Source organism: Streptomyces sp. NPDC048275, assembly GCF_040652275.1.
Lineage (GTDB): Bacteria > Actinomycetota > Actinomycetes > Streptomycetales > Streptomycetaceae > Streptomyces.
Genome location: NZ_JBEZLR010000072.1, coordinates 1 through 25,323 on the forward strand (window position 1 = coordinate 1; position 25,323 = coordinate 25,323).

The following is a 25,323-nucleotide window of genomic DNA, read 5'->3' on the forward strand; positions in this document are numbered from 1 at the left end:
GGGGCACGCGGTGCCCCCACACCTGAAAAGGGGCGGGTGGGCGGGGAAAACCCTCAGTCCTCGCTAGGCGCCGCCGGCAGCTTCGCCTGGATCAGATCCATCACCGTCGAGTCCGTCAGCGTGGTGACGTCACCGAGCTCCCGGTTCTCCGCGACATCCCGCAGCAGACGGCGCATGATCTTCCCGGACCGAGTCTTCGGCAGCTCCGCCACCGGCAACACCCGCTTCGGCTTGGCGATCGGCCCAAGCGTCGTCCCCACGTGATTGCGCAGCTCGGCCACCAGCCCCTCGTCCTCGGCGGAAGCCGTCCCTCGCAGGATCACGAACGCGACAATCGCCTGCCCGGTCGTCTCGTCCGCCGCCCCGACCACCGCCGCCTCGGCCACCGCCGGATGCGACACGAGCGCCGACTCCACCTCCGTCGTCGAGATGTTGTGCCCGGACACGAGCATCACGTCATCGACCCGCCCGAGAAGCCAGATGTCCCCGTCCTCGTCCTTCTTGGCCCCGTCCCCGGCGAAGTACTTCCCCTCGAACCGCGACCAGTACGTGTCGAGGAACCGCTGATCGTCCCCCCAGATGGTCCGCAGCATCGAGGGCCACGGCTCGGTGAGCACGAGGTACCCACCACCCCCGTTGGGAACCTCCCTCGCCTCATCATCCACAACCGTCGCCGCGATCCCCGGCAACGGCCGCTGCGCCGACCCCGGCTTGGCCTCGGTGACCCCCGGCAGCGGCGAGATCATCATTGCCCCGGTCTCGGTCTGCCACCAGGTGTCCACGATCGGCGTCCGGTCGGCCCCGATGTGCTTGCGGTACCAGATCCACGCCTCGGGATTGATCGGCTCACCGACGGACCCCAGCACCCGCAGCGACGACAGATCGAACTTCGCGGGGATGTCGTCCCCCCACTTCATGAACGTACGAATGGCCGTGGGCGCCGTGTAAAGAATCGTCACCCCGTACTTCTGCACGATCTCCCAGAACCGCCCCTGGTGCGGGGTGTCCGGCGTGCCCTCGTACATCACCTGCGTCGCACCGTTCGAAAGCGGCCCGTACGTGATGTACGAGTGCCCGGTGACCCACCCGATGTCGGCCGTGCACCAGTACACGTCGGTCTCCGGCTTGAGGTCGAAGACGGCGTGGTGGGTGTACGAGGTCTGCGTGAGGTAGCCGCCCGAGGTGTGCAGGATGCCCTTCGGCTTCCCGGTGGTCCCGGAGGTGTAGAGGATGAACAGTGGCTGCTCCGCGTCGAACGCCTCCGGCGTGTGCTCGGCGGACTGCCGTTCGACGATCTCGTGCCACCACACGTCGCGGCCCTCGGTCCAGTCGACCTCCTGCCCGGTACGCCGCACCACCAGGACCTTGTCGACCCCGTCGACCCGGCGCACCGCGTCGTCGACGGCGGGCTTGAGCGCGGTCGGCTTACCGCGCCGGTAACCGCCGTCGGAGGTGATGACCAGTTTGGCGTCGGCGTCCTGGATGCGGGTCGCGATGGCGTCCGCGGAGAACCCGCCGAAGACGACCGAGTGCGCGGCGCCGATCCTGGCGCAGGCCAGCATCGCGACGACCGCCTCGGGGATCATCGGCAGATACACGGCGACCCGGTCGCCCTGCTCGACGCCCAGCTCGATCAGGGCGTTGGCGGCCTTCGACACCTCGTCCTTGAGCTCCGCGTAGGTGATGGCCCGGCTGTCCCCCGGCTCACCCTCGAAGTGGATGGCGATGCGGTCACCGTGCCCCGCCTCCACATGCCGATCCACGCAGTTGTACGCGACATTCAGCTTCCCGTCGGCGAACCACTTCGCGAACGGAGGGTTCGACCAGTCCAGGATTTCGGTCGGCTCGGTGGCCCAGGTCAGCCGGCGGGCCTGCTCGGCCCAGAAGCCGAGCCTGTCAGCCTTGGCCTGTTCATACGCCTCCGCGGTGACGTTGGCGTTCGCGGCCAGGTCGGCGGGTGGCGCGAACCTGCGCTCTTCGCGCAACAGGTTGGCCAGGCTTTCGTTGCTCACGACATCTCCCTTTCCCAGGGTGTCCGTTGTGTCCCAGGCCACAGCTCATCAGACCCGGGGGCTCGCTGACAAGGGCCGATCCCTGATTGGTTTAGACCTTTCGCGGCCGCTGAGGGGGTCGGGGCCCTTCAGGACTACGCACTCCAGGCCACGTACGGACCAGTGCTCGGGTTCACTCGTAACGCTTCCCTCGGCTCGGCCCAAGTACAGGCGAAGTGCCGAAGCGAAGGAGACACCGAGCGGAACGGATACGGGGCGATCCCCTCGCCGTGGCACGTGATCCACAGCTCTTCGAACAGTTCTACCGGTGCCATGTCGACGCGGTGACACGTTTCGTGGCCCGGCGTGTCGACGACCCCCACACCGCCGCCGGCCTGACCGCCGAGATCTTCCTCGCGGTCCTGGACACCGCTCACACCTACCGCCCGGGCCGCGGCAGCGAAACCGCCTGGCTGTACGGCATCGCCCGCAACGTCGTCTCCTCCGAGCGCCGTCGGGTCGCCCGCGATGCCCTCCGCGATCAGCGGATATCGGGCCGCCGCTTCCTCGACGCCGACGGCATCGCCCGCCTTGAGGGCAAGCTCGACGCCGAGAGCCCGGGACGACGCGCACTGGCGGCACTCGACCGGCTTCCGGAGGGCGAACGGGCCCTTCTGGAGCTGATCACCGTCGGCCAAACTGTAAGTCAGGTCAAGGATCTGACCATGGAGTCCGAAGCCCAGCGCGAACTCGTCGAGCGGCTCCGCGCGGACGGGATCCACGTCGACATCCCAGAACCTCGACGCCGGTCACTTTTGCCGGCAGCCGCGCGGCGAGTCCATCCCGGGGCACTTCGACGTCGCGCCCGAGCAGACCAAGGGAAATCAGGGTGCGGAAGGACGCGGAAGGCCCTCGAGAAGCCGGATCCTGTGGCCCGCGCTCTCGCGGCGCACCGTCCCTGGACGGTCACACTCCATTCCGGTGGCACCCTGGCCCTCGAGAACGTCCCGTTCCTCACGACCGGCAACCCCGAGATGCGGGCCATGGCCTTCTACGGGGTGAAGGGCAGCATCAAGTCCTGTGTGCCGGTGAAGGGCACCCACCCCGGCGAGGTAGCGCCGGCCGCCCTCTCATCCGCCAGGCGACGGTAACCGGTACGTGGTGCGCGGCCCCGCCGACCGGGGCCGCGCACCACGCCCAGGTCACCCGGGACGGCGGACGAGTTCACGCGGGATGGCGCAGATCCTCCGTCGCTCCCACGTGATCGAACAGCTCGGTGCCGTCGCGGTCGACCAGCAGATACGCCTGCGCCTCGCCGACGTGGAAGTACATCCCGTGCAGTTCGAGCTCGCTCTCCCGCATGGCCCGCGCCACGGATTCATGCGCTCGCAGATGCTCCAACTGCTGCACCACGTTGGTCAGACACAGTTGCTCCACCGCATCGGCCGGCGCCCGTCCGGCGAGCCGGGCCCACGGTTGATCCTTGGCGGCCATCCGCTCCAGGCTCGGCAGCCCGTGTCGCAGCCACCGCTTGAGCGGCGTCTGCGCCTCGCCGTGCTCCGCGTTCAACAGGGCCTGCATCGCCCCGCACCCGGAGTGCCCGCACACCGTGATGGACCGAACATGCAGCACGTCCACCGCGTACTCGATCGCCGCGGCCACCGAGTCGTCTCCGCTCTCCTCCCCGGGCCTCGGCACGAGGTTGCCGACATTGCGTACGACGAAGAGGTCACCCGGACCACTGGAGGTGATCATCGACGTGACGAGCCGTGAGTCGGCGCAGGTCAGGAACAGCTGCTGCGGCCGCTGTCCTTCCCGCGCCAGCCGCGCCAGCTCACCCCGCACCAGGGGTGCGGTGTTGCGCTGGAACGCGCTGATGCCGCGCGCCAGTTGATGCCCGCTCTGACCACTCTGCCCGCTCGGCGCACTCTGTGTGCTCGGCTCGCTTCCTTCGGAGGAGCCGACTGCCACGTCGGCCCCGCCCGGACCGTCTTCCCCGTCCGACAGGTCGCTCGGGGATGTGGCCTGCGGGCTCGCGGACGGCTCGCAGTAGTGGTTGCGCCAAGGCGTCCAGGGTCGGCAGCGGCAATGGGAGGCGCTTGTGGGCTCGGCGATACGGGTGTGGTCCCGCCCGGTCAGTTCGACCGCGCCGCCCTGCGCGAAGTGCGATTTCTGCCAGTCGTGCAGGGACTCGAACGCCGCGTGGTCCATGAATGAACCGTCCAATTCCACGACGACATCGGCCCCTTGAGGCACCTGGTGCAGGGCACGGCTGAGCCGAGGCACCGCGAGGAACGTCAACTGCCCTCGTACATGTACGTGATGGACTCCTCCTCTCTCTTCGTGCGTGATGTGGGTGCGGGCGAGGCGGTGCAGGGCGACGGCGACGGCCACGGAGACCCCCAGCGCCACTCCCTCGAGGACGCCGAGGAATACGACGCCGATCGTGGTGACGGCGTACACCAGCACCTCGCGGTGGCGGGTGACCGTGCGGATGTGGTGCAGGGACACCATCTGGATGCCGACGGCCATCACCAGGGCGGCGAGCGATGCGAGGGGGATCAGCTCCAGGATCGGGACCATCAGCAGCGCGGCAACTACTACGAAAACGCCGTGCAACATCGTGGAGTTCCGGCTCACAGCACCGGCTTGCACATTCGCGGAACTACGGACCGCGACCCCGGCGACGGGCAGCCCACCGAGGGCGCCGGAGACGACGTTGGCCGCGCCCTGTCCGAGCAGCTCCCGATCCAGGTCGGAACGGCCCACCTGCGGCTGCGACTCGGGTCGTCTCGCCACCAGCTTGTCCACAGCCACGGCGCCGAGCAATGACTGAACACTGCACACGAGCGTGACGGTGAGGACGGCGGCGACGATTCCGAGCACCGGCCCCTCGGGCAGCCCGGCCAGGGCATGGCTGCTCCAGGACGGCAGGTCGACCTTGGACAGGGTCAGCCCGGCGAGCGAGGCGGTCAAGGTGGCCCCGGTGACGGCGACGAGTGCGGCCGGGACTGTGCGCAGTACCTGCCCGGCTCGTCCGGGAAGGCGTGGCCAGGCGAGCAGGAGGGCCAGCGTCAGCACGCTCATCGACACCGCCGCCGGGTGGACGTGTGTCAACTGGTCGGGCAGCGCACGGAGGTTGTTCAGGACGGAGCTCTGCGGGGTGCCGCCCAGCACGATGTGCAGCTGGGCGACGGCGATGGTCACGCCGATGCCGGCGAGCATGCCGTGCACGACGGCGGGGCTCACAGCCAGCGCCGTACGGGCCACGCGCAGGCAGCCCAGGCCCAGTTGGGTGAGTCCGGCGAGGGCGGTGATGGCGCAGGTCGTACGCCATCCATAGCGGTGGATGAGCTCTGCGGTGACGACCGTGAGCCCGGCGGCGGGCCCGCTCACCTGGAGTGCTGAGCCGCCGAGCCGTCCCGCGACCAGTCCGCCCACAGCGGCGGCGACGAGGCCCGCCTGGAGTGGCGCGCCGGTGGCGAGGGCGATGCCGAGGGACAGGGGCAGGGCGATCAGGAAGACGGCGATCGAGGCGGACAGATCGGCGCTCGTCATCTGGAATCGGTGGGGCGGAACCGGTGGGGGGCTGTGGGGCTGGTGGATGCGCTTAGGCCGAGTCGATTCGGCGATGGGGTTCCCCGCTGCGCGAGCGGGGTCGAGCACTTGGGGGCGGGTGGGGACGCAAGCAGACATTCCCGTCTCCTCCGGGGCAGCGCGGTCGCGGAATAGGTGGTCCCCGTCCAGGGAGGACGGGGGCGGATCGCGGCCGTGGGTCACGGCGTGCAGCGGCGGGATTTTCAACGTTCGGTAAACGGATCGTAATGCAGAGTAAAGATTTCCCGCTCAATTTGGTAGCAAATGATGCAATAAATCACTCTTCCGGGTGATCCAAGCTTTTTATCGGCTTGTCGTATTTATTCAGTCTCGGCCTCGTGCGACCTTGGCGGCGCTATCGGCATTTCGCTGTACGTCACCCCAGATCGCCCTAATCAGCGTTGCCCTGACTGAAGGAAGAAGGTGGGCGGAGATGGCCGCCACCCAGAGGATTGCCGCGGGCGTCGCACTCGTCGCGGCCTGCTCCACGGCGCTCGCCGGTTGTGCGAGCGATACCACCGGTTCCCAGGAAGGCGCGCATGGTGCGAAGAAGGCGGCCGGGGCCCCGGCGCCCAACCGTGTGGCCCGCCTGATCGGCGACGGCTCCACCGCCTACACCGGTGCGCAGCCGTATCTGCCCAGGCCGGAGCGGCTGAAGCCCGGTCAGAAGCCCCCGCAGTTCGTGGTTTTCTCCTGGGACGGCGCCGGCGAGGACAGTCAGAAACTCTTTTCGCACTTCCGGAAGGTCGCCAAGGCCAACAACGCGACGATGACGTACTTCCTGAGCGGCGTGTACATGCTGCCGGAGGACAAGCGCTATCTGTACGAGCCGCCGGAGCACTCACCAGGCAGTTCAGACATCGGCTTCAACGACGAGCAGGGCATCAAGGAGACCGCCAAGCAGCTGCGCGGCGCGTGGCTGGAGGGCAACGAGATCGGCACGCACTTCAATGGCCACTTCTGCGGCAGCGAAGGCGGGGTCGGCGAGTGGTCGGTCGCGCAGTGGAAGAGCGAGATCGGCCAGGCGAAGTCGTTCGTCAAGTCGTGGAAGACCAACACGGGCATGACGAAGGCTCCTCCACTGCCCTTCGACTATGACAAGGAGCTCATCGGCGCTCGCACCCCCTGCCTGGAGGGCCAGAAGAACTTCATGAAGGCGGCTTCCCAACTGGGCTTCCGCTATGACACCAGTGGCGTCAACGATCAGGTCTGGCCCAAGAGAAGGGAGGGCCTTTGGGACCTGTCGATGCAGCTCGTGCCCTTCATCGGGCACCCCTACGAGCAGCTCACCATGGACTACAACTTCATGGTCAACCAGTCGGGTACCGCGACCCAGGGCGACCCGGACAAGCAGGTGTACTGGGGCGACCAGATGCGTGACAGCCTGCTCAAGGGCTTCGACCGCGCCTACGGCGGCAACCGCGCGCCGCTGATCATCGGCAACCACTTCGAATCCTGGAACGGCGGCAACTACATGCGTGCCGTCGACGAGGTCATCGAGCGTGTCTGCACCAAATCCGACGTCCGCTGTGTTTCCTTCCGCCAGTTGGCGGACTGGCTCGACGCCCAGGATCCGGTCACGCTGGAGAAGCTCCGTGGCCTCAAGGTCGGCGAGGCCCCGAAGCAGGGCTGGACATCCTTCCTCTCGGCCCGCCCCGCTCCGGCCCCGAAGGGCGTCCCCGGGGCGCCGGCAGCCAAGCCGTAGTGCCCGTTCCTGGCCGTAGTGCCCGTTCCTCGCGGGCATGACTGCCCCCGCGGTAGCGCGCCCGTGCCCGCAGGCCGGTCACCCATGGGGTAACCGGTCGCAGACCCGCCGCTCGGTCGGTGGCGGCCGTCCCGGTGGGCCGGGTCGCCCATGCGGTGGGGCCCGCCCGGGTCGGCCGGACGCTCAGACGGTGGCCACCAGCCCTTCGCCGAGTACGAAGCCGGGGTCGACCTGCGCCGCCAGGTCCGCCCCGGTCCTCTCGTTGCCCCAATTGCTCGCGTTCTTCAGGTGGAAGTGCACCATCTGGCGGGTGTAGCGCTCCCAGTCCCGCAGCTCGTACGTGGCATCCGCGGCGCCCTGCAAGGTGCGCAGGGCACGCCGGTTGGCGTCCTCCAGGTGCTCGAACCGGGGTGGGCGGCCCTTCTCCATGGCGCGCACCCAGTCCGAGTGGCCGACGGTCACCAGCAGGTCGTCACCGACTTCGGCGCGGAGGAAGTCGATGTCGTCCTGGCCTTGCACCTTGTTGCCGACGACCTTCAGGATGACCCCGAAGTCGCGGGCGTACTCCTTGTACTGGCGATAGACGGAGACTCCCTTCCGGGTCGGCTCGGCGACGAGGAACGTGATGTCGAAGCGGGTGAACAAGCCGGACGCGAAGGAATCTGAGCCTGCCGTCATATCGACGACGACGTACTCGCTCCGGCCGTCGACGAGATGGTTCAGGCAGAGCTCCACTGCACCGGTCTTGGAGTGGTAGCAGGCCACTCCCAAATCGGCCTCGGTGAACGGGCCGGTGACCATCAAACGGACGACGCCGCCGTCGAGTTCCACCGGCCGGGCGCAGGCGTCGTACACCGGATTGTCCTCGCGCACCCGCAGCAGCCGCGACCCCTCACCGGGCGGTGTCGTCTTGACCATCGTCTCGGTGGACGCGATGCGCGGATTGGAACCCCGCAGATAGTCCTTGATCAGCGGCAGCCGCATGCCCATGGCGGGCAGCCTGGAGGCCTCGGCCTCGTCGAGGCCGAGCGCGGCCCCCAGGTGCTGGTTGATGTCGGCGTCCACCGCGACGACCGGTGATCCCGTGGCGGCGAGATGACGGATGAAGAGAGAGGACAGGGTGGTCTTGCCGCTGCCACCCTTCCCAACGAAAGCCATTTTCATGTTCACCAAGAGTAGCGGGATGATTGCGCTGGGTGCCCTGTCGACGTGAAGAAAACCACTCCTTCGTGGGGTGGGCCGCCGGGGTGCGTAATGTCGTACTCATGAGTACGACAGGCGCGACCGCCGACCCGCTCGCGGCCCTGGGCTCGCTGCCCGGCGTGGCCGAATCCGTGGAGTCCGTCCGTAAGGCGGTGGACCGGGTCTACGGGCACCGGATCATGCGGCGTCGCAGCAACGAGATCACTTCCGAGGCCGCGCTGCGTGGTGCCCGGGGCTCCGCGGCGCTGTCCGGTGCCGACTGGGCCCTCGAAGAGGTGCGCCGCCGCACCGACTTCAGCGGTGACGACCAGGCCCGCAGGGTCGGCGCGGCTCTCCGGCTGACCGCCGAGGCGGGCCAACTCCTCTCCATCTGGAGGCAGTCCCCCCTGCGGGTGCTGGCCCGGCTGCACCTCGTCGCGGCCGCGGACAAGGGGGACGGGGTCGGCCGGCCGCGTCATGACGGTGAACCGGTCGACGAGCCGCTCGTCGAGCTGCCGCTGCCGGACGCGACCGAGGTCGCGGGACGGCTCGAGGGGCTCTCACAGTTGATCATCGCCGGTGGTTCGGCCCCGGCGCTGGTGACGGCGGCCGTCGTGCAGGGCGAGCTGCTCGCCCTGCGCCCCTTCGGTACCCACAACGGCCTGGTCGCTCGCGCGGCCGAGCGCATCGTCCTGGTCGGCAGCGGCCTCGACCCGAAGTCCGTCTGTCCGGCCGAGGTCGGCCACGCCGAACTCGGCCGCGAGGCCTATCTGGCGGCGCTGGACGGCTATGCCTCCGGCACCCCGGAGGGCATGGCGGCGTGGATCGCCCACTGTGGCAAGGCCGTTGAGCTGGGAGCCAGGGAATCGACGGCCGTCTGTGAGGCGCTTCAGCGCGGCGCGGCATAGGACCCACATCAGGGTTGCGGCGGTACGAATTCTCGTACCGCCGCTGGCATGTTCACCGGGTTACCAAGCGTCCTCGATATGTTGCCCATCAGGTCGGGAACTGCTGCCCGTCACCTGGTGCGGCTGGCCCGTAATCGACGGGTCGACGTCGCGTGGGTGCTCGATGTTCATGCTCGGTCCGTGGGGCCTTGATTGCGTTTAAAGGTGATCCTTTCGGATGTCCTTGGTCTCGCGGGCCGTTAACCCCTTTGTACTCCAGGTTCACAGGAAGCGGTAGTCCTGGCTGTACTTCTTTACTTTTAGGTTCAAACGGGCGTGAATCGGGCGTGGCTGTGCCGCTTGCGCGGACGTGACGCGCTCACGCCGCGGCCGCGCGCCGTCGGCTCGCGTACCAGACGAGCCCCGCCGTGGCCGCCGCCGCTCCTATCGCGGCCGCCGCGACGAGCGCCGGACGCGGCGGCACCGAGAGCGCGGGCAGTCGCTGCTTGAGCCGGACCGGACGGTGGAAGTCCAGAATCGGCCAGGAGCGGGCGAGCGCCTCGCGCCGCAGCGCGCGGCCCGGATTCACCGCATGGGGATGGCCGACGGACTCCAGCATCGGCAGGTCGGTCGCGGAGTCGCTGTACGCATAGCAGCGCGCGAGGTCGTATCCCTCGGACTTTGCCAGTTCCCTGATCGCCTCGGCCTTCGCCGGCCCGTAGGCGTAGTACTCGACCTCTCCGGTGAAGCGGCCGTCCTCGCCGACGACCATGCGGGTGGCCACCACGCGGTCCGCGCCGAGCAGTTCGCCGATCGGCTCGACCACCTCCGCTCCGGACGTGGAGACGATCACGACATCACGACCGGCGGTGTGGTGTTCCTCGATGAGGGAGGCGGCCTCGTCGTAAATGATCGGGTCGATCAGGTCGTGCAGTGTCTCGGCGACGATCTCCTTGACCTGCTGGACGTTCCAGCCGCGGCACAGCGTGGACAGGTAAGCGCGCATCCGCTCGATCTGGTCATGATCGGCGCCGCCTGCCATGAACACGAACTGGGCATACGCGCTACGCAACACGGCCCTGCGGTTGATCAGTCCGCCTTGGTAGAACGACTTGCTGAACGTCAGCGTGCTCGACTTCGCAATGACCGTCTTGTCCAGGTCAAAGAAGGCCGCTGTGCGGGGCGAGGAGTGGTTTTCCACAAGCCTGAGCATATGCGCCCACCATTCGGGCTAGTGTGGGGCGCGTGGGTTTGCCTGAGACGGCTCTCGGGTACACCATGGAAGTCACGGATCGTTCGCGACCGTGCTAACCCGGTCTGGCTCCTCCCCCCCCGAGTCGGACCGTGGGGACGACCCCCGCTCTCCCCCCCGGCGGGGGTCGTCGCATGTCCGGATGGGGTTTTCCCCTCTCTTGCGCGGCCCCGGGGCCCTCTGATCGCCGTTGTGGCGGCCCTTTTCGCGTACCCATAATCCGTCACTGTGCGTAGTCGCTGGACTGCTCTGTGGAAGCCGCGCGTGGGTCGCCGGTATGGGTGAAGGCGATATTCACAACCATCGAGTTGTCCACAGTTATCGACCAAGATCCACACGATTTTCGGGATCGCTGCACCGTGATTCCAGCGCGTCCTGCTCGCGGCGAGTTCCTCGCGGCAAGTTCATGGCCGGTTCCGTTTGCGGGACGCGTATGGCCGGTTCGTATCGGCCGTTCATATGGAGGCCGGTTGTCGGTACTTCACACGAGCGGGAATCGCGGGGCCGTAGGGGGCGCCGCGCAAGAAGCAGCGAAGGGGGCTGGGGATCGTGGCGGGAGCCATCACACATGACCGGCCGCCCGCCGCCGAAGGGCGGCAGGGCGGGCCATTGATCGTCACGGAGGACGTCGACCTTCTCGACGACCTGCTGCGCCTGTGCGCGGCGGCGGGCGCGAGGCCGGAAGTCCATCACGGGGTGCCGGAGCGCAGGGGTAGCTGGGAGGCGGCACCTCTCGTGATTGTCGGCGACGACGCCGCACGGCGGGTGCGCGGGGCCGCGCGCAGACGCGGAGTGGTGCTGGTCGGGCGGGATCAGGACGACTCCGGTGTCTGGCGCCGGGCCGTGGAGATCGGCGCCGACCATGTCCTGATGCTGCCCGACGGCGAGCAGTGGCTCGTCGACCGCATCGCCGACGTGGCCGAGGGAGTCGGCCGGCCCGCGCTCACCGTAGGCGTGATCGGTGGCCGTGGTGGGGCCGGAGCCTCCACGCTGGCCTGCGCGCTCGCCGTCACCTCGGCGCGTGCCGGACGACGCACCCTGCTCGTGGACGCGGATCCCCTGGGTGGCGGTCTCGACGTACTCCTGGGTGGAGAGGCGGCCGAAGGCCTGCGCTGGCCGGCGTTCGCCGCCTCCCGCGGCCGGGTCGGCGGCGGCGCCCTGGAGGAGTCCCTGCCCGAACTGCACGCGCTGCGTGTCCTCAGTTGGGATCGCGGTGACTCCGTGGCCATCCCGCCGCAGGCCGTCCGCGCGGTCCTGGCCGCCGCCAGACGGCGCGGCGGCACGGTGGTCGTCGACCTGCCCCGCCGCATTGACGAAGGCGTCGCGGAAGCACTCGCCCAACTCGACCTCGGACTGCTGGTGGTCCCCGCAGACCTGCGCGCCATCGCGGCGGCCGGACGGGTGGCGTCCGCGGTCGGCATGGTTCTGCGTGATCTACGTGCCGTGGTCCGAGGTCCCTACGCGCCGGGCCTCGACGACCGCGAGGTAGCCAGGCTGCTCGGACTTCCTCTGGTCGGCGAGGTGCCCGCCGAATCACCGCGGCCGGACGCCGACCTGCCACCCGGAGGATCGGTGCGGGGACCGCTCGCCCGGTTCTGCACGGCCTTCTGGGAGCGCGTTCCGGTGCCGGGAGGGGGCGTATGAACTGGGACGCCGATACCGGGAGGCACCGCGGAGCGAGCCTCGGCGAGCCTGCGGAGTCGGCCGGACAGGCCGGGCGAACAGGGCTTCTGGACGGCGTACGGCAGTGGCTCGCCGAGAGCGGGTCCGAGCCCACACCCGCGCGTGTGGCACAGGCCCTGCGTGCGCAGGGACGCGTGCTGGGCGACGCGGAAGTCCTCGGCACGGCGGAGCAGTTACGTTCCGAACTGGTCGGCAGCGGACCCCTCGAGTCGCTGCTCGCCGACCCGTCGGTGACCGACGTACTGGTCTCCGCGCCCGACCGGGTCTGGGTGGACCGCGGCGGAGGCCTGGAGCTGACGGCTGTCTCCTTCCCGGACGCGGCCGCCGTACGACGCCTCGCGCAGCGCCTCGCAGCCGTGGCCGGCAGAAGGCTCGACGACGCGCGGCCCTGGGTCGACGCCCGGCTTCCGGACGGCACCCGGCTGCACGCGGTGCTGCCGCCGGTCGCCGTCGGCTCCACGTGCCTGTCCCTGCGGGTCGTCCGGCCGCGCGCGTTCACGCTCGACGAGTTGGTGGCGGCGGGGACCGTGCCACCCGGCGGGGACCGGGTGCTCAGAGCCCTGCTGGACGCCCGGCTGTCGTTCCTGATCAGCGGAGGGACCGGAAGCGGCAAGACGACCTTGCTGAGTGCGCTGCTGGGGCTGGTCGGCCCCGGGGAGCGGATCGTGCTCGCCGAGGACTCGGCGGAGCTGCGCCCTGACCATCCCCATGTGGTGCGTCTGGAGGGGCGGCCCGCCAACCAGGAGGGCGTAGGGCTCGTCGCACTGCAGGACCTGGTCCGTCAGGCCCTGCGCATGAGACCGGACCGGCTGGTCGTCGGCGAGGTGCGCGGGCCGGAGGTCGTGTCGCTCCTGGCGGCGCTCAACACGGGCCACGAGGGCGGGTGCGGAACGGTTCACGCGAACGCCGCCGCGCAGGTGCCGGCCCGGCTGGAGGCGCTGGGCACGGCAGCGGGGCTCGATCGGGCCGCGTTGCACAGCCAGTTGGCGGCGGCGTTGTCCGTGGTCCTGCATCTCGTACGCGACCCGGTCGGGCGGCGGCGGATCGCCGAGGTGCATGTCCTGGAGCGCGATCCGTCGGGGCTGGTGGTGACGGTACCCGCACTGCGGTGGGGCGCGGAGGTGTTCGCGTACGAGCGGGGGTGGGAGCGGCTGCGGGAGTTGCTGCGGGATGGGACTGGAGGGATGAGAGGGGCTAGCAGGACTGACGGGACTAGCCGGGCTGGTGGGACTGGTGTGTCTGGCAGGGCTGATGGGGCTGAGGGGAGTGGGTTGTCGTGACAGGGGGCGGTGGGGTGTCGGTGGGGGCGGCCATGGCGTGTGCCGGGGCGGCGGCCTGGTTGATGAGCGGGTGGGATTCGGGGGCACGCAGGGCTCGGTTGCTGTGCGTGGGTGGCGGGGTGGTGGCGACCGGTCCGCCGTCGCGGGAAAGGGCACTCGCCGAGTGGCGGCGACTGCGCGGGCGGCTGCGGGCCGGAGGGTGGTCGCTGGTCGCCGGGGCGGTGATCGCGCTTCTGGGTGCGTCCGTGGTGCCGCTGCTTCTCGGGGCGGCGCTGGTGCCGCTGCTCGGGCGGCTGCGGCGGGCCGGGAAGGCGCGGCGCGAGCGGGAGCGCCGGGGCGATGCCGTGATCGCCCTGTGTGGGGCGCTCGCCGGGGAGGTGCGGGCCGGGCGGCAGCCGGGTGAGGCGCTGCTCAGGGCCGCGCGTGACTCGGGTGGACTTGGCGAGGCACAGGCGGTGGTGCTGGCGGCGGCACGGTTCGGCGGGGACGTGCCGGGCGCGCTCACCGATGCGGCACGGCAAGCGGGGGCCGACGGGTTGGTGGGACTCGCTGCGTGCTGGCGGGTGGCTGTGGACCGGGGTGCGGGCCTGGCGGCGGGGCTCGACCGCCTGGAAGGGGCACTGCGTGTGGAGCGGGACCAACGAGCGGATATGCGAGCCCAGTTGGCCGGATCGCAATCGACGGCAGTGATGCTCGCGGGGCTGCCGGTTCTGGGGCTGCTGATCGGTACCGCACTGGGCGCGGATCCGCTGCACGTGCTGCTGCACACCGGTGCGGGCCTGGGCTGTCTGTTGGTCGGCGGGGTGCTGGAGAGCGTGGGGCTCTGGTGGGCCCTGCGCATCGTGAGGGGAGCGGAGGCGGCATGAGCACGGAGGTTGTCCACAGGCTGGGGGCGGTCCTGTGCGGGGCGCCGGCGCTCGGGTGGCTGGTGTGGTCGCTCGGTGCGGCCCGACGCGAGCGGCGGGTGCGCAAGAGGCTGGCCGAGCTGCTGGCCTTGGAGCAGGCGCGTTCACAGCGGTGCTTCGAGTTCCGGGGCGTGGGGCGGCGTTGGCTGCCGCCGGCAGGTGTCGTGTGCGCCGGCTGGGTGCTGGTCGGCGGCTTTGCCGGGCTACTGGTGGGGGTGGTGGCCGGTTTCGGGGTCTGGCAGTGGCGGCAGCGGCGCAAGCCGGGGCCGGCGGAGGAGTACGACGCGGCGCAGGCCACCCGGCAACTCCCACTCGCGGCCGACCTGGTGGCCGCCTGCATCGCGGCCGGGGCGGGCCCCGTAGTGGCGGCTCAGGCCGTGGGTGAGGCCTTGGGCGGACCCGTCGGGGATCGGCTGGCGCGGGGTGCGGCGGAGGTGCGGCTCGGGGGTGAACCGGACAAGGCGTGGCGCGGGTTGGCGTCGATGCCGGGTGCCGGGGCGCTGGCGAGACTCCTGGAGCGGGCGGGGGAGTCGGGCGTACCGGCGGCCGTGCCGGTCGGACGGCTCGCCGCGGAGGCCCGCGCAGAGTGGGGGCGCAGCGCGACGGCGCGGGCGCGCCGGGCGGCTGTCATGGTCACCGCGCCCGTGGGGCTGTGCTTTCTGCCCGCGTTCCTCGCGATCGGCGTGTTGCCCGTCGTGATCGGGCTGGCGGACGGGGTGCTGGGAGGGGGGGGCGGATGACGACTTATGGCGACGGCGTGCGGTGAGTGGCAGTGGCAAGTGGGAAACGGAGTCGAACCTTACGGGGGTTGAGATGTGCAGGTCGGTACGAGTGCGGGTGCGGGCGTGGCTGCTCGGTCGGGCGTCGCGGAGGGACGCGGGAATGGTCACCTCCGAGTACGCGGTGGGGATCATCGCGGCGGTGGCTTTCGCGGCCGCGCTCTACAAGGTGGTGACGAGCGGGCAGGTCGGCGCGGAGTTGCAGGGCATCGTGGGGCGGGCGCTCAATGTCCCGATGTGAGCGGGTGGTTGACGGTTCGGCGGTCTGGTCCGGATGGGAAAGCGAGCCCCGCGGCACGTCCGTCGGGTCCGGGTGGGTGGGGAGTGGGTCGTCCCGGTGTCGGGACCGGGGATTCGTGACCGCCGAGGCCGCCGTGGTGCTGCCGTCACTGGTGCTCGTCGGAATGGCTCTGGTCTGGGCCCTGCTCGCCGCGTCCGCGCAGATCCAGTGCGTGGACGCGGCGAGGGCGGGCGCTCGCGCAGCAGCCCGCCAGGACCCGCCGGACACGGTCCTGGCGACAACGCGGCGCGCGGCACCGGACGGCGCCAGGGTCACGGTGAGCCGAGAGGGTGACCTGGTCCGGGTGACGGTCACGGCGAGTACGCCGGGCCCCGACGCGCTGTCCGTGGAGCTGAGCGACGCGGCTGTGGCTTTGGCGGAGGAGACGGTCGGGGTGGTGGCGGGATGAGGAGATGTGGTGGGGCCGCGCGCACGTTTTCGCGGGGCAGGTGGGTCCGCTCCTGCGCCAGGCGGACTCCTTCCTGGGACAGGTGGGACCCGTTCTGCGCCAGGGGGGCTCCTTCCTCGGACAGAGGGTCGGCGACCGTGTGGACGGTCGGGGTGATCGCCGTGCTGTGTGTGGTCTTCGGGGCGATCCTGGCCATGGGGCAGGCTGTCGTGGTCCGCCATCGTGCGGCGGGGGCGGCCGATTTGGCGGCGCTCGCCGCGGCGGACCACTGGATGGACGGTGGACCGGCGGCCTGCGCTGAGGCGGACCGGGTGGCACGCGCCCAGCACGCACGACTCGTGCGGTGCGCGGTCGAGGGCGAGATCTCGGACGTCACTGCCGCGTCGGGCCGGGCGCCTTTCGGTGTGGAGGTCAGGTCGAGGGCGGGACCTGCGGGGCCGGTCGCCCCTGGCCCGTCCGCCGACTCACCCGGGGCGGCGCCGGAAGCCTCGGGAGACGTCGGGCACCCGCCTCGGTGAGGTCGTGAGATCTGACCGACCAGCGTCCGGAGGGACGTGACACGCGGGTCGGCGTCAGCGACGCTAGCCCTTCGGCGCCCCTCGCAGCAGCTCCGTGAGCAGCCGCACGGCGCCCCGCTTGTGCAGGGGATCGTTCCCATTGCCGCACTTGGGGGACTGGACGCAGGACGGGCAGCCGGCGTCGCACTCGCAGGAGGCGATGGCCTGGCGGGTGGCGGTGAGCCAGGCGTGGGCGGTGTGGAAGGCGCGCTCCGCGAAGCCCGCGCCGCCCGGGTGACCGTCGTACACGAAGACCGTGGGCAACAAGGTGTCGGGGTGCAGCGGGATGGACACGCCGCCGATGTCCCAGCGGTCGCAGGTGGCGAACAGCGGGAGCATGCCGATCGACGCGTGCTCGGCGGCGTGCAGGGCACCGCCGAGGATCTCCGGGTTGATCCGGGCGGCGTCGAGCTGATCCTCGGTGACCATCCACCACACGGCGCGGGTACGGAGCGTACGGGGAGGGAGGTCGAGCTTCGTCTCGCCGAGCACTTCACCGGTGATGACACGACGACGCAGGAAGGAGACGACCTGGTTGGTGACTTCGACGGAGCCGTAGCACAACCGGCCCTCACCCCAAGGGATTTCGGTGTCCGTCTCCAGGACGGAGATGGAGGTCGTGTCGCGGGCGACCGTCGAATAGGGAGGGTTGGCTTCCTCGACCAGCGCGACGGAGTCTTCCAGATCCAGCTGCCGCACCAGGTACGTACGGCCCTGGTGCAGGTGGACCGCGCCCTCGTGGACCGTCGTGTGAGCGGCACCGGCGTCGACCGTGCCCAGCAGCCGCCCGGTTCCGGCCTCGACGATCTGCACCGGACTGCCGCCTCCTCCCCGGATGTCGGTCAGGTCGGCGGCGCGCTCCCGACGGGTCCAGTGCCATGCCTTCGTCCGGCGGCGCAGCAGTTTCGCGGCTTCCAGCTGCGGCAGCAGATCCGGGGCGGCCGGTCCGAAGAGTTCCAGGTCCTCGTCCGTGAGGGGGATTTCGGCGGCTGCGGCGCACAGGTGCGGGGCGAGGACGTACGGGTTGTCGGGGTCGAGGACGGTGGACTCCACCGGCTGGTCGAACAGGGCTTCGGGGTGATGCACGAGGAACGTGTCCAGGGGGTCGTCGCGAGCGACCAGGATGGCGAGTGCGCCCTGCCCGGAGCGTCCGGCGCGGCCCGCCTGCTGCCACAGCGAGGCCCGGGTGCCCGGGTAGCCCGCGATGACGACGGCGTCCAGTCCGGAGACGTCGATGCCGAGTTCGAGGGCGGTGGTGGCAGCGAGGCCGAGGAGCTCGCCGGAGTGGAGGGCGCGTTCGAGGGCGCGGCGTTCCTCGGGGAGGTAGCCGCCGCGGTACGCGGCCACGCGGCGGGCCAGGGAGCGGTCGACCTCGGCGAGGCGTTCCTGGGCGATCACCGCGATGAGCTCGGCGCCACGCCGGGATCGTACGAAGGCGACCGAGCGCACGCCCTGCACGGTCAGGTCGGTCAGAAGGTCGGCCGTCTCGGCGGTTGCGGTACGCCGTACGGGTGCGCCCTTCTCGCCGTGCAGCTCGGTGAGCGGGGGTTCCCAGAGGGCGAAGACCAGTTCGCCGCGGGGAGAGGCGTCGTCGGCGACCTCGACCACCGGGAGGCCGGTCAGGCGGCGGGCGGCCACCGACGGCTCGGCGGCGGTCGCCGAGGCCAGCAGGAAGACGGGCGACGCGCCGTAGCGGGCGCACAGGCGACGCAGGCGGCGCAGCACCTGGGCGACGTGGGAGCCGAAGACGCCGCGGTAGGTGTGGCACTCGTCGATGACGACGTAGCGCAGGGCACGGAGGAAGGAGGACCAGCGGGGGTGGGAGGGCAGTATCCCTCGGTGCAGCATGTCGGGGTTGGTCAGAACGTAGTTTGCGTACTGACGTACCCATTCGCGTTCTTCGAACGGGGTGTCCCCGTCGTACACGGCTGGGCGTACGGCATTGCCCAGAGATTGTGAAAGTTCCTTCACAGATCGGCACTGATCGGCGGCCAGGGCCTTTGTCGGGGCCAGGTACAGCGCGGTGGCGCCGCGGCCGTTCGGAGCCTCGGAGCCGTCCAGAAGGGCCGTCAGGACCGGTGCGAGGTACGCCAGGGACTTGCCGGAGGCGGTGCCTGTGGCGACGATCACGGAGTCGCCGTCCAGGGCGTGTTCGGCGGCCAGGGCCTGGTGGGCCCAGGGGTGCTCGACCCCCGCGGCCTGGACCGCGGCGATGACCTCCGAGCGGATCCGGTCGGGCCACACGGCATGGCGACCCTCCCGCGGGGGCAAGTGCTCCGTATGAGTGATGCGCGAAGCCCGGCTCGGCCCCGAGGCGAGACGGTCCAGGACCGTGCCCGGAGAGGGGCGGGAAGCGGTGTCCGCCGAGGATCGATCGGATCGGTGATTGTTGGCCATCGGCAACGAGTGTGTCACTGGCGTGACGGACAATGGGCTCAAGGCGTCGTGCACGCCTGCCGGTAAGTGATTGAATGCCATCGCGGCTGGCGAACCGTCCCGGGGGCTCTGCCGAGATGTCCCTTCGGGCGACCGCTCGATAGCAAGGTGCTGGAGGATCCGTGGACCTGTCCCTGTCGACCCGTACCGTCGGCGATCGTACGGTCGTCGAGGTCGGTGGCGAAATTGATGTATATACCGCGCCCAAGCTGCGTGAGCAGCTGGTCGAGCTGGTGAACGACGGCAGTTTTCACCTTGTCGTCGACATGGAGGGCGTGGACTTCCTCGACTCCACCGGGCTCGGCGTGCTGGTGGGTGGCCTGAAGCGGGTGCGCGCCCACGAAGGCTCGCTGCGACTGGTCTGCAACCAGGAGCGCATTCTGAAGATCTTCCGCATCACCGGTCTCACCAAGGTGTTCCCGATCCACACCTCGGTCGAGGAAGCGGTAGCGGCCACCGACTGACCCCGTCCCAGGGCGCCGCACGAGAGGCGTGGCGTCCGAGACGGCTGAAGCAATGGAGGGGGACCGGGCCTCGGCGGCCCGGCCCCCGACAGCACGCCCGTAGTTTGAGGGGGATGCATGGCCACCGTTGAACTCCGCTTCAGCGCGCTGCCCGAGCACGTCAGGACCGCCCGACTGGTGGCGGCAGCGGTGGCGCGCAGGGCCGGAGTGGACGAGGCCGTACTCGACGAGGTCAGACTCGCCGTCGGCGAGGCCTGTACCCGGGCCGTCGGGCTGCACCAGAGCAGCGGCATCTCGGCGCCGGTGCGGGTGACGCTGATCGAGGAGGAGAAGCAGTTCTCCATCGAGGTCGGCGACGAGGCGCCGCGTTCGGCGCCCGGTGAGACGGTGCCCGGTGCCTCCCTTGGTGATCCGGACACGGAGAGCGACGAGGACGAGATGGGCCTCGCGGTCATCAGCGGCCTCGTCGACGACGTCGAGGTCACCGCCGGGGAGAACGGTGGACTGATCAGGATGAGCTGGCCGACCACGCCGCCGGCCGCGCTCGTTCCCTGACATCCCTCTCGTAGCAAAACCCGAAGGGCCCTGCCTCGCAGGGCCCTTTTCTTGTGCCGCCCCCTGCCCGCCCTCTGCCCGCCGCCCTGCCCGCCCCTCCTGTCCAGCCTTCCCGCCCTTGGGTCCGGCCATTTCGTGAATTGATTCACGATCAATCACGCGATTATTTGATCAAGCGTCAACGCTTTTGGGGCATTACCTCTTTTGGGTTCCATGGATGCCGGTGGATCATTTGCTGAAGGCGATGTGAAGGCTAATTCCGTTTACCGGGCACTGTTTTGATCAGGTTCCGGTACCTACAATCCGTCCACATCTTGAGCTCAGCCCAAGCGTCAAGGAGGACGAATGGCGGGGCTTTCTACCCCTCATCAGTTTGACCATCCCACAACCTTCGCAGCCGCAGTGCTGACCGACGACAACCGCATGATCGTGATGGTCATCGGCGTCGTCGCCCTGGCGGCCCTGGCGGTCGCCGGGGTTCTGGTACGACAAGTGCTCGCGGCCGGCGAGGGCACCGACAGCATGAAGAAGATCGCGGCGGCGGTCCAAGAAGGCGCGAATGCCTACCTGGGCCGACAGATGCGTACCCTCGCGGTATTCGCCGTCCTGGTGTTCTTCCTGCTCATGCTGCTGCCCGCGGACGACTGGAATCAGCGTGCCGGACGGTCGATCTTCTTCCTGATCGGCGCGGTGTTCTCGGCGACCACCGGCTATATCGGTATGTGGCTCGCCGTACGGAGCAATGTCCGCGTGGCCGCCGCGGCAAGGGAAGCGACTCCGGCCCAGGGCGAACCCGAAAAGGATCTCACCGCCGTCTCGCACAAAGCCATGAAGATCGCTTTCCGTACGGGCGGCGTTGTCGGCATGTTCACGGTGGGGCTCGGTCTGCTGGGCGCCTCCTGTGTGGTGCTGGTGTACGCGGCCGACGCGCCGAAGGTCCTGGAGGGCTTCGGTCTCGGCGCGGCGCTGATCGCGATGTTCATGCGTGTCGGCGGCGGCATCTTCACCAAGGCCGCCGACGTCGGCGCCGACCTGGTCGGCAAGGTCGAGAAGGGCATTCCGGAGGACGATCCGCGCAATGCCGCGACCATTGCCGACAACGTGGGCGACAACGTCGGCGACTGCGCGGGCATGGCGGCCGACCTCTTCGAGTCGTACGCCGTGACACTCGTCGCCGCGCTGATCCTCGGCAAGGCGGCGTTCGGAGACGCCGGGCTCGCGTTCCCGCTGATCGTGCCCGCGATCGGCGTACTCACCGCCATGGTCGGCATCTTCGCGGTGGCGCCCCGGCGCTCCGACCGCAGTGGCATGTCCGCGATCAACCGCGGTTTCTTCATCTCCGCGGTGATCTCGCTGGTGCTGGTGGCCGTCGCCGTATTCGTCTATCTGCCGGGGAAGTACGCCGACCTCGACGGAGTCACGGACGCGGCGATCCAGACCAAGGGCGGCGACCCGCGGATTCTCGCGCTCGTCGCCGTCGCGATCGGCATCGTGCTCGCCGCGCTGATCCAGCAGCTGACCGGCTACTTCACCGAGACCACCCGTCGTCCCGTGCGGGACATCGGCAAGAGTTCGCTCACCGGCGCGGCCACCGTCGTCCTCGCCGGTATCTCCATCGGTCTCGAATCAGCCGTCTACACCGCCCTGCTGATCGGCCTCGGCGTGTACGGGGCGTTTCTGCTCGGCGGTACGTCCATCATGCTGGCGCTGTTCGCGGTGGCCCTGGCCGGTACCGGACTGCTCACCACGGTCGGTGTCATCGTCGCCATGGACACCTTCGGTCCGGTCTCCGACAACGCGCAGGGCATCGCCGAGATGTCCGGCGACGTCACGGGCGCGGGCGCCCAGGTGCTCACCGACCTGGACGCCGTGGGCAACACCACCAAGGCCATCACCAAGGGCATCGCCATCGCCACCGCCGTCCTCGCGGCCTCGGCGCTCTTCGGCTCGTACCGGGACGCGATCCTCACGGCCGCGAACGAAGTGGGCGAGAAGGTCTCCGGCGAGGGCGCGCCGATGAACCTGATGATGGACATCTCGCAGCCCAACAACCTGGTGGGCCTCATCGCGGGCGCCGCGGTCGTCTTCCTCTTCTCGGGCCTGGCGATCAACGCGGTGTCGCGCTCCGCCGGGGCCGTGGTCTACGAGGTGCGGCGGCAGTTCCGCGAGCATCCCGGGATCATGAACTACACCGAGAAGCCCGAGTACGGGCGCGTCGTCGACATCTGCACCAAGGATGCGCTGCGCGAACTCGCCACGCCCGGGCTGCTCGCCGTGCTCACCCCGATCGCGATCGGGTTCACGCTCGGGGTCGGCGCGCTCGGCTCGTTCCTCGCCGGTGCGATCGGCACCGGCACGCTGATGGCGGTCTTCCTCGCCAACTCCGGTGGCGCGTGGGACAACGCGAAGAAACTGGTCGAGGACGGTCACCACGGCGGCAAGGGCAGTGAGGCCCACGCTGCCACGGTGATCGGCGACACCGTCGGCGATCCGTTCAAGGACACCGCCGGTCCCGCGATCAACCCGCTGCTGAAGGTGATGAACCTGGTGGCGCTGCTCATCGCGCCCGCGGTCGTCAAGTTCTCGTACGGCGACGACAAGAACGTGGGTGTACGGGTGCTCATCGCCGTCCTCGCGATCCTCGTGATCGTGGGCTCGGTGTACATCTCCAAGCGGCGTGGGATCGCCGTAGGTGACGAAGACAACGCAGAAGGGGTGGCCAAGTCGGCTGACGCCGCGGTGGTTTCGTAGACCTCAGGTCTTTTGCCTGGTCCCGGCGGGCGGGCGGCGCGTATCGACGCGCCGTCCGCCCGCCCTGTGTGCGTTCACGCCCTTGTCGTGAGCCTTCTCTCGCGTGGGGCAAATGGCTGCAATAACCGCTAAAGCGGACGTCGAGCGTGTGGATGTCGCTCGCATGGCGTGTAAGTTCCGGGGCCGAGGGCCATGGAAGGGACCAACCCGGTGAACAAGAAGCTCGCGGCCGCACTGTCCGGCGGTGCGGTACTGGTACTGGCGCTGTCGGGATGCAGCAGTAGCGACGACAACAGCGACAAGCTGGGCCCCTGGGCCAAGCAGGTCTGTGACGCGGTGCAGCCCCAGGTCCGGAAGATCGCGGCGGCCAACGCCGAGATCCAGAAGGAGACCACGGACGAAAGCGCGCCGGAGGACGTGCAGAAGGCCGACTCCAAGGGCTTCCAGGACATCTCGGATGCCTACAAGGCGATGGCGACCGCCATCGAGAAGGCCGGGCCCCCGGATGTGGAGAACGGCAAGACGAAGCTGACGAACGCGGTCAAGGAGCTCAACGCCCTCTCCGCGTCCTACGCCGATCTGGGCAAGCAGTCGGACGCGCTCGACACGAAGGACCAGGCGAAGTTCGCTGAGGGCCTCGACGGTGTCGCCGAGCAGCTCGGGAAGCTGAGCCAGACCGGTACCGACGCCCTGAAGGAGCTCGAAGCCGGAGACGTCGGCAAGGCGATGGCCGAGCAGGCGAGCTGCAAGTCCACGTCGGCCTCGGCTTCGGCGACCCAGGGCTGATACCCGGGTCCCGGGAAGGCGATCGTCGGTCAAGCCAAAGAGGGCCCGGTACGCGCGCGTACCGGGCCCTCGGCGCGCGCTGCCCCTAGGCATGCGCGTTGTGTCCACAGGCGCACTCGCGTGTCCACAGGCACACGCGCTGTGCACAGGTGTGCGTCTCTTTCGGCGGGAGCGGACACAATGGGGGACGTGAGTCACACCAGCCTGTCACCGTTGCCCTCGTCCGACCGCGCCGATGTCGCAGCTCGGCTGCGGGACGCCCTGCTCGGCGCCGCCTTCACCGCCGACGGACTGCTCGAGCTGCTCGGCGCCCCCGCGTACGCGGCGCTGGCGCGCAGCGAGACCGTGCCCGCGCTGAGGGCCACCCGCGGCGACACGCCGCTGGAGACGCTCGTACGGCTCTTCCTGCTGCAGCAGCCCGTGCCGCACGCGCGCGTGGTGGACGTGCTGCCGGTCGAGGACTGCCTGGAGAGCGGCTGGCTGGCCCGGGTTGGCGGGGGCGAGATCGCCGCGACGGTGGACATCCGGCCGTACGGCGGGCCCGGCGGCGAGGACTGGTTCATCGTGTCCGACCTCGGATGCGCCGTCGGCGGCGCGGGCGGCATCGGCAGCCGCGAGGAGGACGTCGTCCTGGGCGTGGGTGGGGCGTCCACGACCCTCGCCGGCATCACCGTGCGTACGCCCGTCTCCGCCGCGCTCGACCTCGGCACCGGCTCCGGAATCCAGGCACTGCACGCCGCGCAGCACGCCACACGCGTGACCGCGACCGACCTCAACCCCCGCGCGCTGCACATCACCTCGCTCACCCTCGCGCTCTCCGGAGCCCCGGCCGCCGACCTGCGCGAGGGCTCCCTCTTCGAGCCGGTCGAAGCGGACGAGACGTACGACCTGATCGTCTCGAACCCGCCCTTCGTGATCTCGCCCGGTGCCCGGCTCACCTACCGCGACGGCGGGATGGGCGGGGACGATCTGTGCCGCACGCTCGTTCAACAGGCAGGCGATCGCCTGAATGAAGGGGGGTATGCGCAGTTCCTGGCCAACTGGCAGCACGTGGAGGGCGAGGACTGGCAGGACCGGCTGCGTTCCTGGGTGCCGCGAGGCTGTGACGCCTGGGTAGTGCAGCGCGAGGTCCAGGACATCACGCAGTACGCGGAGTTGTGGCTGCGCGACGCGGGCGACCACCGCAGCGACCCGGCCGAGTACCAGGCGCGGTACGACGCCTGGCTGGACGAGTTCGAGGCGCGCAAGGTGAAGGCCGTCGGCTTCGGGTGGATCACGCTGCGCAGGACGGCGGCAGCCGAGCCCTCGATCACCGTCGAGGAGTGGCCGCACCCGGTCGAGCAGCCGCTCGGCGAGACGGTGCGCGCGCACTTCGCCCGCGTCGACTACCTGCGGGCGAGCGACGACGCGGCGCTGCTCGGCGGGCACTTCAAGCTCGTGGCCGAGGTGGTTCAGGAGCAGGTCGGGCTGCCCGGCGCCGAGGACCCGGAGCACGTGGTGCTGCGCCAGCACCGCGGGATGCGCCGGGCCACCAAGGTGGACACGGTCGGCGCGGGCTTCGCGGGCGTGTGCGACGGCACGCTGAGCGCGGGACGGATTCTGGACGCCATCGCCCAACTGGTCGGCGAAGATCCGGTGTTGCTGCGCGACCGGACGCCCGCGCAGATTCGTCTCCTGGTGGAGCAGGGGTTCCTCGAACCCGCGGAGTGAGCTGGGCGAGCACCGCGGAGTGCCCTGGATGCCGCTCCGCGGAGCGAGGGACACGGGCGTCCTGGCTGCGAAGCGTCTGAGGCGCATCCGTACCGCCGAGTCGCATGTGTCCCT

General features: G+C 69.8%; 18 protein-coding genes and 2 pseudogenes. 15 read left to right on the forward strand and 5 right to left on the reverse strand.

What is annotated here, in order from left to right; translation table 11 throughout:
- Positions 1–53 precede the first annotated feature (53 nt).
- Complete coding sequence (gene acs / locus AB0D57_RS32785; protein WP_362081363.1) at positions 54–2,054, reverse strand: acetate--CoA ligase; 2,001 nt, start codon at positions 2,052–2,054, stop codon at positions 54–56.
- Positions 2,055–2,260: 206 nt separating this feature from the next.
- On the opposite strand from acs, the pseudogene AB0D57_RS32790 reads away from it, so the two are divergent.
- A pseudogene (locus tag AB0D57_RS32790) lies at positions 2,261–2,689 on the forward strand (RNA polymerase sigma factor); the annotation flags it as partial.
- A gap of 526 nt (positions 2,690–3,215) precedes the next feature.
- Here AB0D57_RS32790 and AB0D57_RS32795 read toward each other — a convergent pair.
- A complete protein-coding gene (locus AB0D57_RS32795) occupies positions 3,216–5,687 on the reverse strand; it encodes a bifunctional SulP family inorganic anion transporter/carbonic anhydrase (protein ID WP_362081366.1) in 2,472 nt (823 codons plus the stop codon).
- A 334-nt stretch (positions 5,688–6,021) separates the two neighbouring features.
- On the opposite strand from AB0D57_RS32795, the gene AB0D57_RS32800 reads away from it, so the two are divergent.
- A complete protein-coding gene (locus AB0D57_RS32800) occupies positions 6,022–7,293 on the forward strand; it encodes a hypothetical protein (protein WP_362081369.1) in 1,272 nt (423 codons plus the stop codon).
- A gap of 183 nt (positions 7,294–7,476) precedes the next feature.
- Here AB0D57_RS32800 and AB0D57_RS32805 read toward each other — a convergent pair whose 3' ends face one another.
- Positions 7,477–8,457, reverse strand: coding sequence for an ATP-binding protein (locus AB0D57_RS32805; protein ID WP_362081372.1), 981 nt, complete (start codon positions 8,455–8,457; stop codon positions 7,477–7,479).
- A 101-nt stretch (positions 8,458–8,558) separates the two neighbouring features.
- Here AB0D57_RS32805 and AB0D57_RS32810 point away from each other — a divergent pair, with 101 nt between their 5' ends.
- Positions 8,559–9,383 (forward strand): oxidoreductase, encoded by an 825-nt coding sequence (locus AB0D57_RS32810; RefSeq protein ID WP_362081375.1) that lies wholly within the window; start codon positions 8,559–8,561, stop codon positions 9,381–9,383.
- Positions 9,384–9,741: 358 nt separating this feature from the next.
- On the opposite strand, the gene AB0D57_RS32815 is transcribed toward AB0D57_RS32810, so the two are convergent.
- Positions 9,742–10,575, reverse strand: a complete 834-nt coding sequence (locus tag AB0D57_RS32815) for an HAD-IB family hydrolase (RefSeq protein WP_362081378.1) — start codon at positions 10,573–10,575, stop codon at positions 9,742–9,744.
- A 588-nt stretch (positions 10,576–11,163) separates the two neighbouring features.
- On the opposite strand from AB0D57_RS32815, the gene ssd reads away from it, so the two are divergent.
- The 7 genes and pseudogenes from ssd to AB0D57_RS32850 all read left to right on the forward strand — a co-directional run.
- Positions 11,164–12,258, forward strand: coding sequence for a septum site-determining protein Ssd (gene ssd / locus AB0D57_RS32820; protein ID WP_362081381.1), 1,095 nt, complete (start codon positions 11,164–11,166; stop codon positions 12,256–12,258).
- Positions 12,255–13,577, forward strand: a complete 1,323-nt coding sequence (locus tag AB0D57_RS32825) for a TadA family conjugal transfer-associated ATPase (protein ID WP_362081384.1) — start codon at positions 12,255–12,257, stop codon at positions 13,575–13,577. Before ssd ends, AB0D57_RS32825 begins: the two co-directional genes overlap by 4 nt.
- A 32-nt stretch (positions 13,578–13,609) precedes the next feature.
- Positions 13,610–14,443, forward strand: a complete 834-nt coding sequence (locus tag AB0D57_RS32830) for a type II secretion system F family protein (RefSeq protein ID WP_362081469.1) — start codon at positions 13,610–13,612, stop codon at positions 14,441–14,443.
- A complete protein-coding gene (locus AB0D57_RS32835; protein WP_362081387.1) occupies positions 14,440–15,222 on the forward strand; it encodes a type II secretion system F family protein in 783 nt (260 codons plus the stop codon). The genes AB0D57_RS32830 and AB0D57_RS32835 overlap by 4 nt, the downstream gene beginning before the upstream one ends.
- 73 nt (positions 15,223–15,295) lie before the next feature.
- Positions 15,296–15,502 (forward strand): DUF4244 domain-containing protein, encoded by a 207-nt coding sequence (locus tag AB0D57_RS32840; RefSeq protein ID WP_362081389.1) that lies wholly within the window; start codon positions 15,296–15,298, stop codon positions 15,500–15,502.
- 76 nt (positions 15,503–15,578) lie between these two features.
- On the forward strand, positions 15,579–15,950 hold the full coding sequence (locus tag AB0D57_RS32845) for a TadE family type IV pilus minor pilin (protein WP_362081392.1): 372 nt from the start codon (positions 15,579–15,581) through the stop codon (positions 15,948–15,950).
- 116 nt (positions 15,951–16,066) lie between these two features.
- A pseudogene (locus AB0D57_RS32850) lies at positions 16,067–16,468 on the forward strand (Rv3654c family TadE-like protein); the annotation flags it as partial.
- 63 nt (positions 16,469–16,531) lie between these two features.
- Here AB0D57_RS32850 and AB0D57_RS32855 read toward each other — a convergent pair.
- Entirely contained in the window at positions 16,532–18,985 is a 2,454-nt protein-coding gene (locus tag AB0D57_RS32855) for a DEAD/DEAH box helicase (protein WP_362081395.1), read from the reverse strand.
- Positions 18,986–19,065: 80 nt separating this feature from the next.
- Between AB0D57_RS32855 and bldG the strand changes: the two genes are divergently transcribed.
- The 5 genes from bldG to AB0D57_RS32880 all read left to right on the forward strand — a co-directional run bounded on the left by bldG (position 19,066) and on the right by AB0D57_RS32880 (position 25,209).
- Positions 19,066–19,407 (forward strand): anti-sigma factor antagonist BldG, encoded by a 342-nt coding sequence (gene bldG, locus AB0D57_RS32860; RefSeq protein ID WP_003975386.1) that lies wholly within the window; start codon positions 19,066–19,068, stop codon positions 19,405–19,407.
- A 117-nt stretch (positions 19,408–19,524) separates the two neighbouring features.
- The gene (locus tag AB0D57_RS32865) at positions 19,525–19,962 is read left to right on the forward strand and encodes an ATP-binding protein (protein WP_362081399.1); all 438 of its coding nucleotides are present in this window, start codon (positions 19,525–19,527) and stop codon (positions 19,960–19,962) included.
- Between the two features lie 345 nt (positions 19,963–20,307).
- Positions 20,308–22,713, forward strand: coding sequence for a sodium-translocating pyrophosphatase (locus AB0D57_RS32870; protein WP_362081402.1), 2,406 nt, complete (start codon positions 20,308–20,310; stop codon positions 22,711–22,713).
- 192 nt (positions 22,714–22,905) lie between these two features.
- Positions 22,906–23,499: a small secreted protein gene (locus AB0D57_RS32875; RefSeq protein ID WP_362081405.1), complete on the forward strand. Its 594-nt coding sequence runs from the start codon at positions 22,906–22,908 to the stop codon at positions 23,497–23,499.
- Between the two features lie 180 nt (positions 23,500–23,679).
- Complete coding sequence (locus AB0D57_RS32880) at positions 23,680–25,209, forward strand: class I SAM-dependent methyltransferase (protein ID WP_362081408.1); 1,530 nt, start codon at positions 23,680–23,682, stop codon at positions 25,207–25,209.
- The last annotated feature ends 114 nt before the right edge of the window (positions 25,210–25,323 follow it).

Bases quoted from the DNA above. Each gene is read 5' to 3' on its own strand.
- AB0D57_RS32835 (WP_362081387.1), top strand. From the start codon at position 14,440: ATGAGCACGGAGGTTGTCCACAGGCTGGGGGCGGTCCTGTGCGGGGCG.
- AB0D57_RS32805 (WP_362081372.1), bottom strand. From the start codon at position 8,457: ATGAAAATGGCTTTCGTTGGGAAGGGTGGCAGCGGCAAGACCACCCTG.
- AB0D57_RS32880 (WP_362081408.1), top strand. From the start codon at position 23,680: ATGGGGGACGTGAGTCACACCAGCCTGTCACCGTTGCCCTCGTCCGAC.
- AB0D57_RS32815 (WP_362081378.1), bottom strand. From the start codon at position 10,575: ATGCTCAGGCTTGTGGAAAACCACTCCTCGCCCCGCACAGCGGCCTTC.
- AB0D57_RS32870 (WP_362081402.1), top strand. From the start codon at position 20,308: ATGGCGGGGCTTTCTACCCCTCATCAGTTTGACCATCCCACAACCTTC.
- AB0D57_RS32855 (WP_362081395.1), bottom strand. From the start codon at position 18,985: ATGGCATTCAATCACTTACCGGCAGGCGTGCACGACGCCTTGAGCCCA.
- AB0D57_RS32825 (WP_362081384.1), top strand. From the start codon at position 12,255: ATGAACTGGGACGCCGATACCGGGAGGCACCGCGGAGCGAGCCTCGGC.
- AB0D57_RS32875 (WP_362081405.1), top strand. From the start codon at position 22,906: ATGGAAGGGACCAACCCGGTGAACAAGAAGCTCGCGGCCGCACTGTCC.
- AB0D57_RS32795 (WP_362081366.1), bottom strand. From the start codon at position 5,687: ATGTCTGCTTGCGTCCCCACCCGCCCCCAAGTGCTCGACCCCGCTCGC.
- AB0D57_RS32840 (WP_362081389.1), top strand. From the start codon at position 15,296: ATGTGCAGGTCGGTACGAGTGCGGGTGCGGGCGTGGCTGCTCGGTCGG.
- AB0D57_RS32865 (WP_362081399.1), top strand. From the start codon at position 19,525: ATGGCCACCGTTGAACTCCGCTTCAGCGCGCTGCCCGAGCACGTCAGG.
- AB0D57_RS32810 (WP_362081375.1), top strand. From the start codon at position 8,559: ATGAGTACGACAGGCGCGACCGCCGACCCGCTCGCGGCCCTGGGCTCG.
- AB0D57_RS32800 (WP_362081369.1), top strand. From the start codon at position 6,022: ATGGCCGCCACCCAGAGGATTGCCGCGGGCGTCGCACTCGTCGCGGCC.
- AB0D57_RS32830 (WP_362081469.1), top strand. From the start codon at position 13,610: ATGGCGTGTGCCGGGGCGGCGGCCTGGTTGATGAGCGGGTGGGATTCG.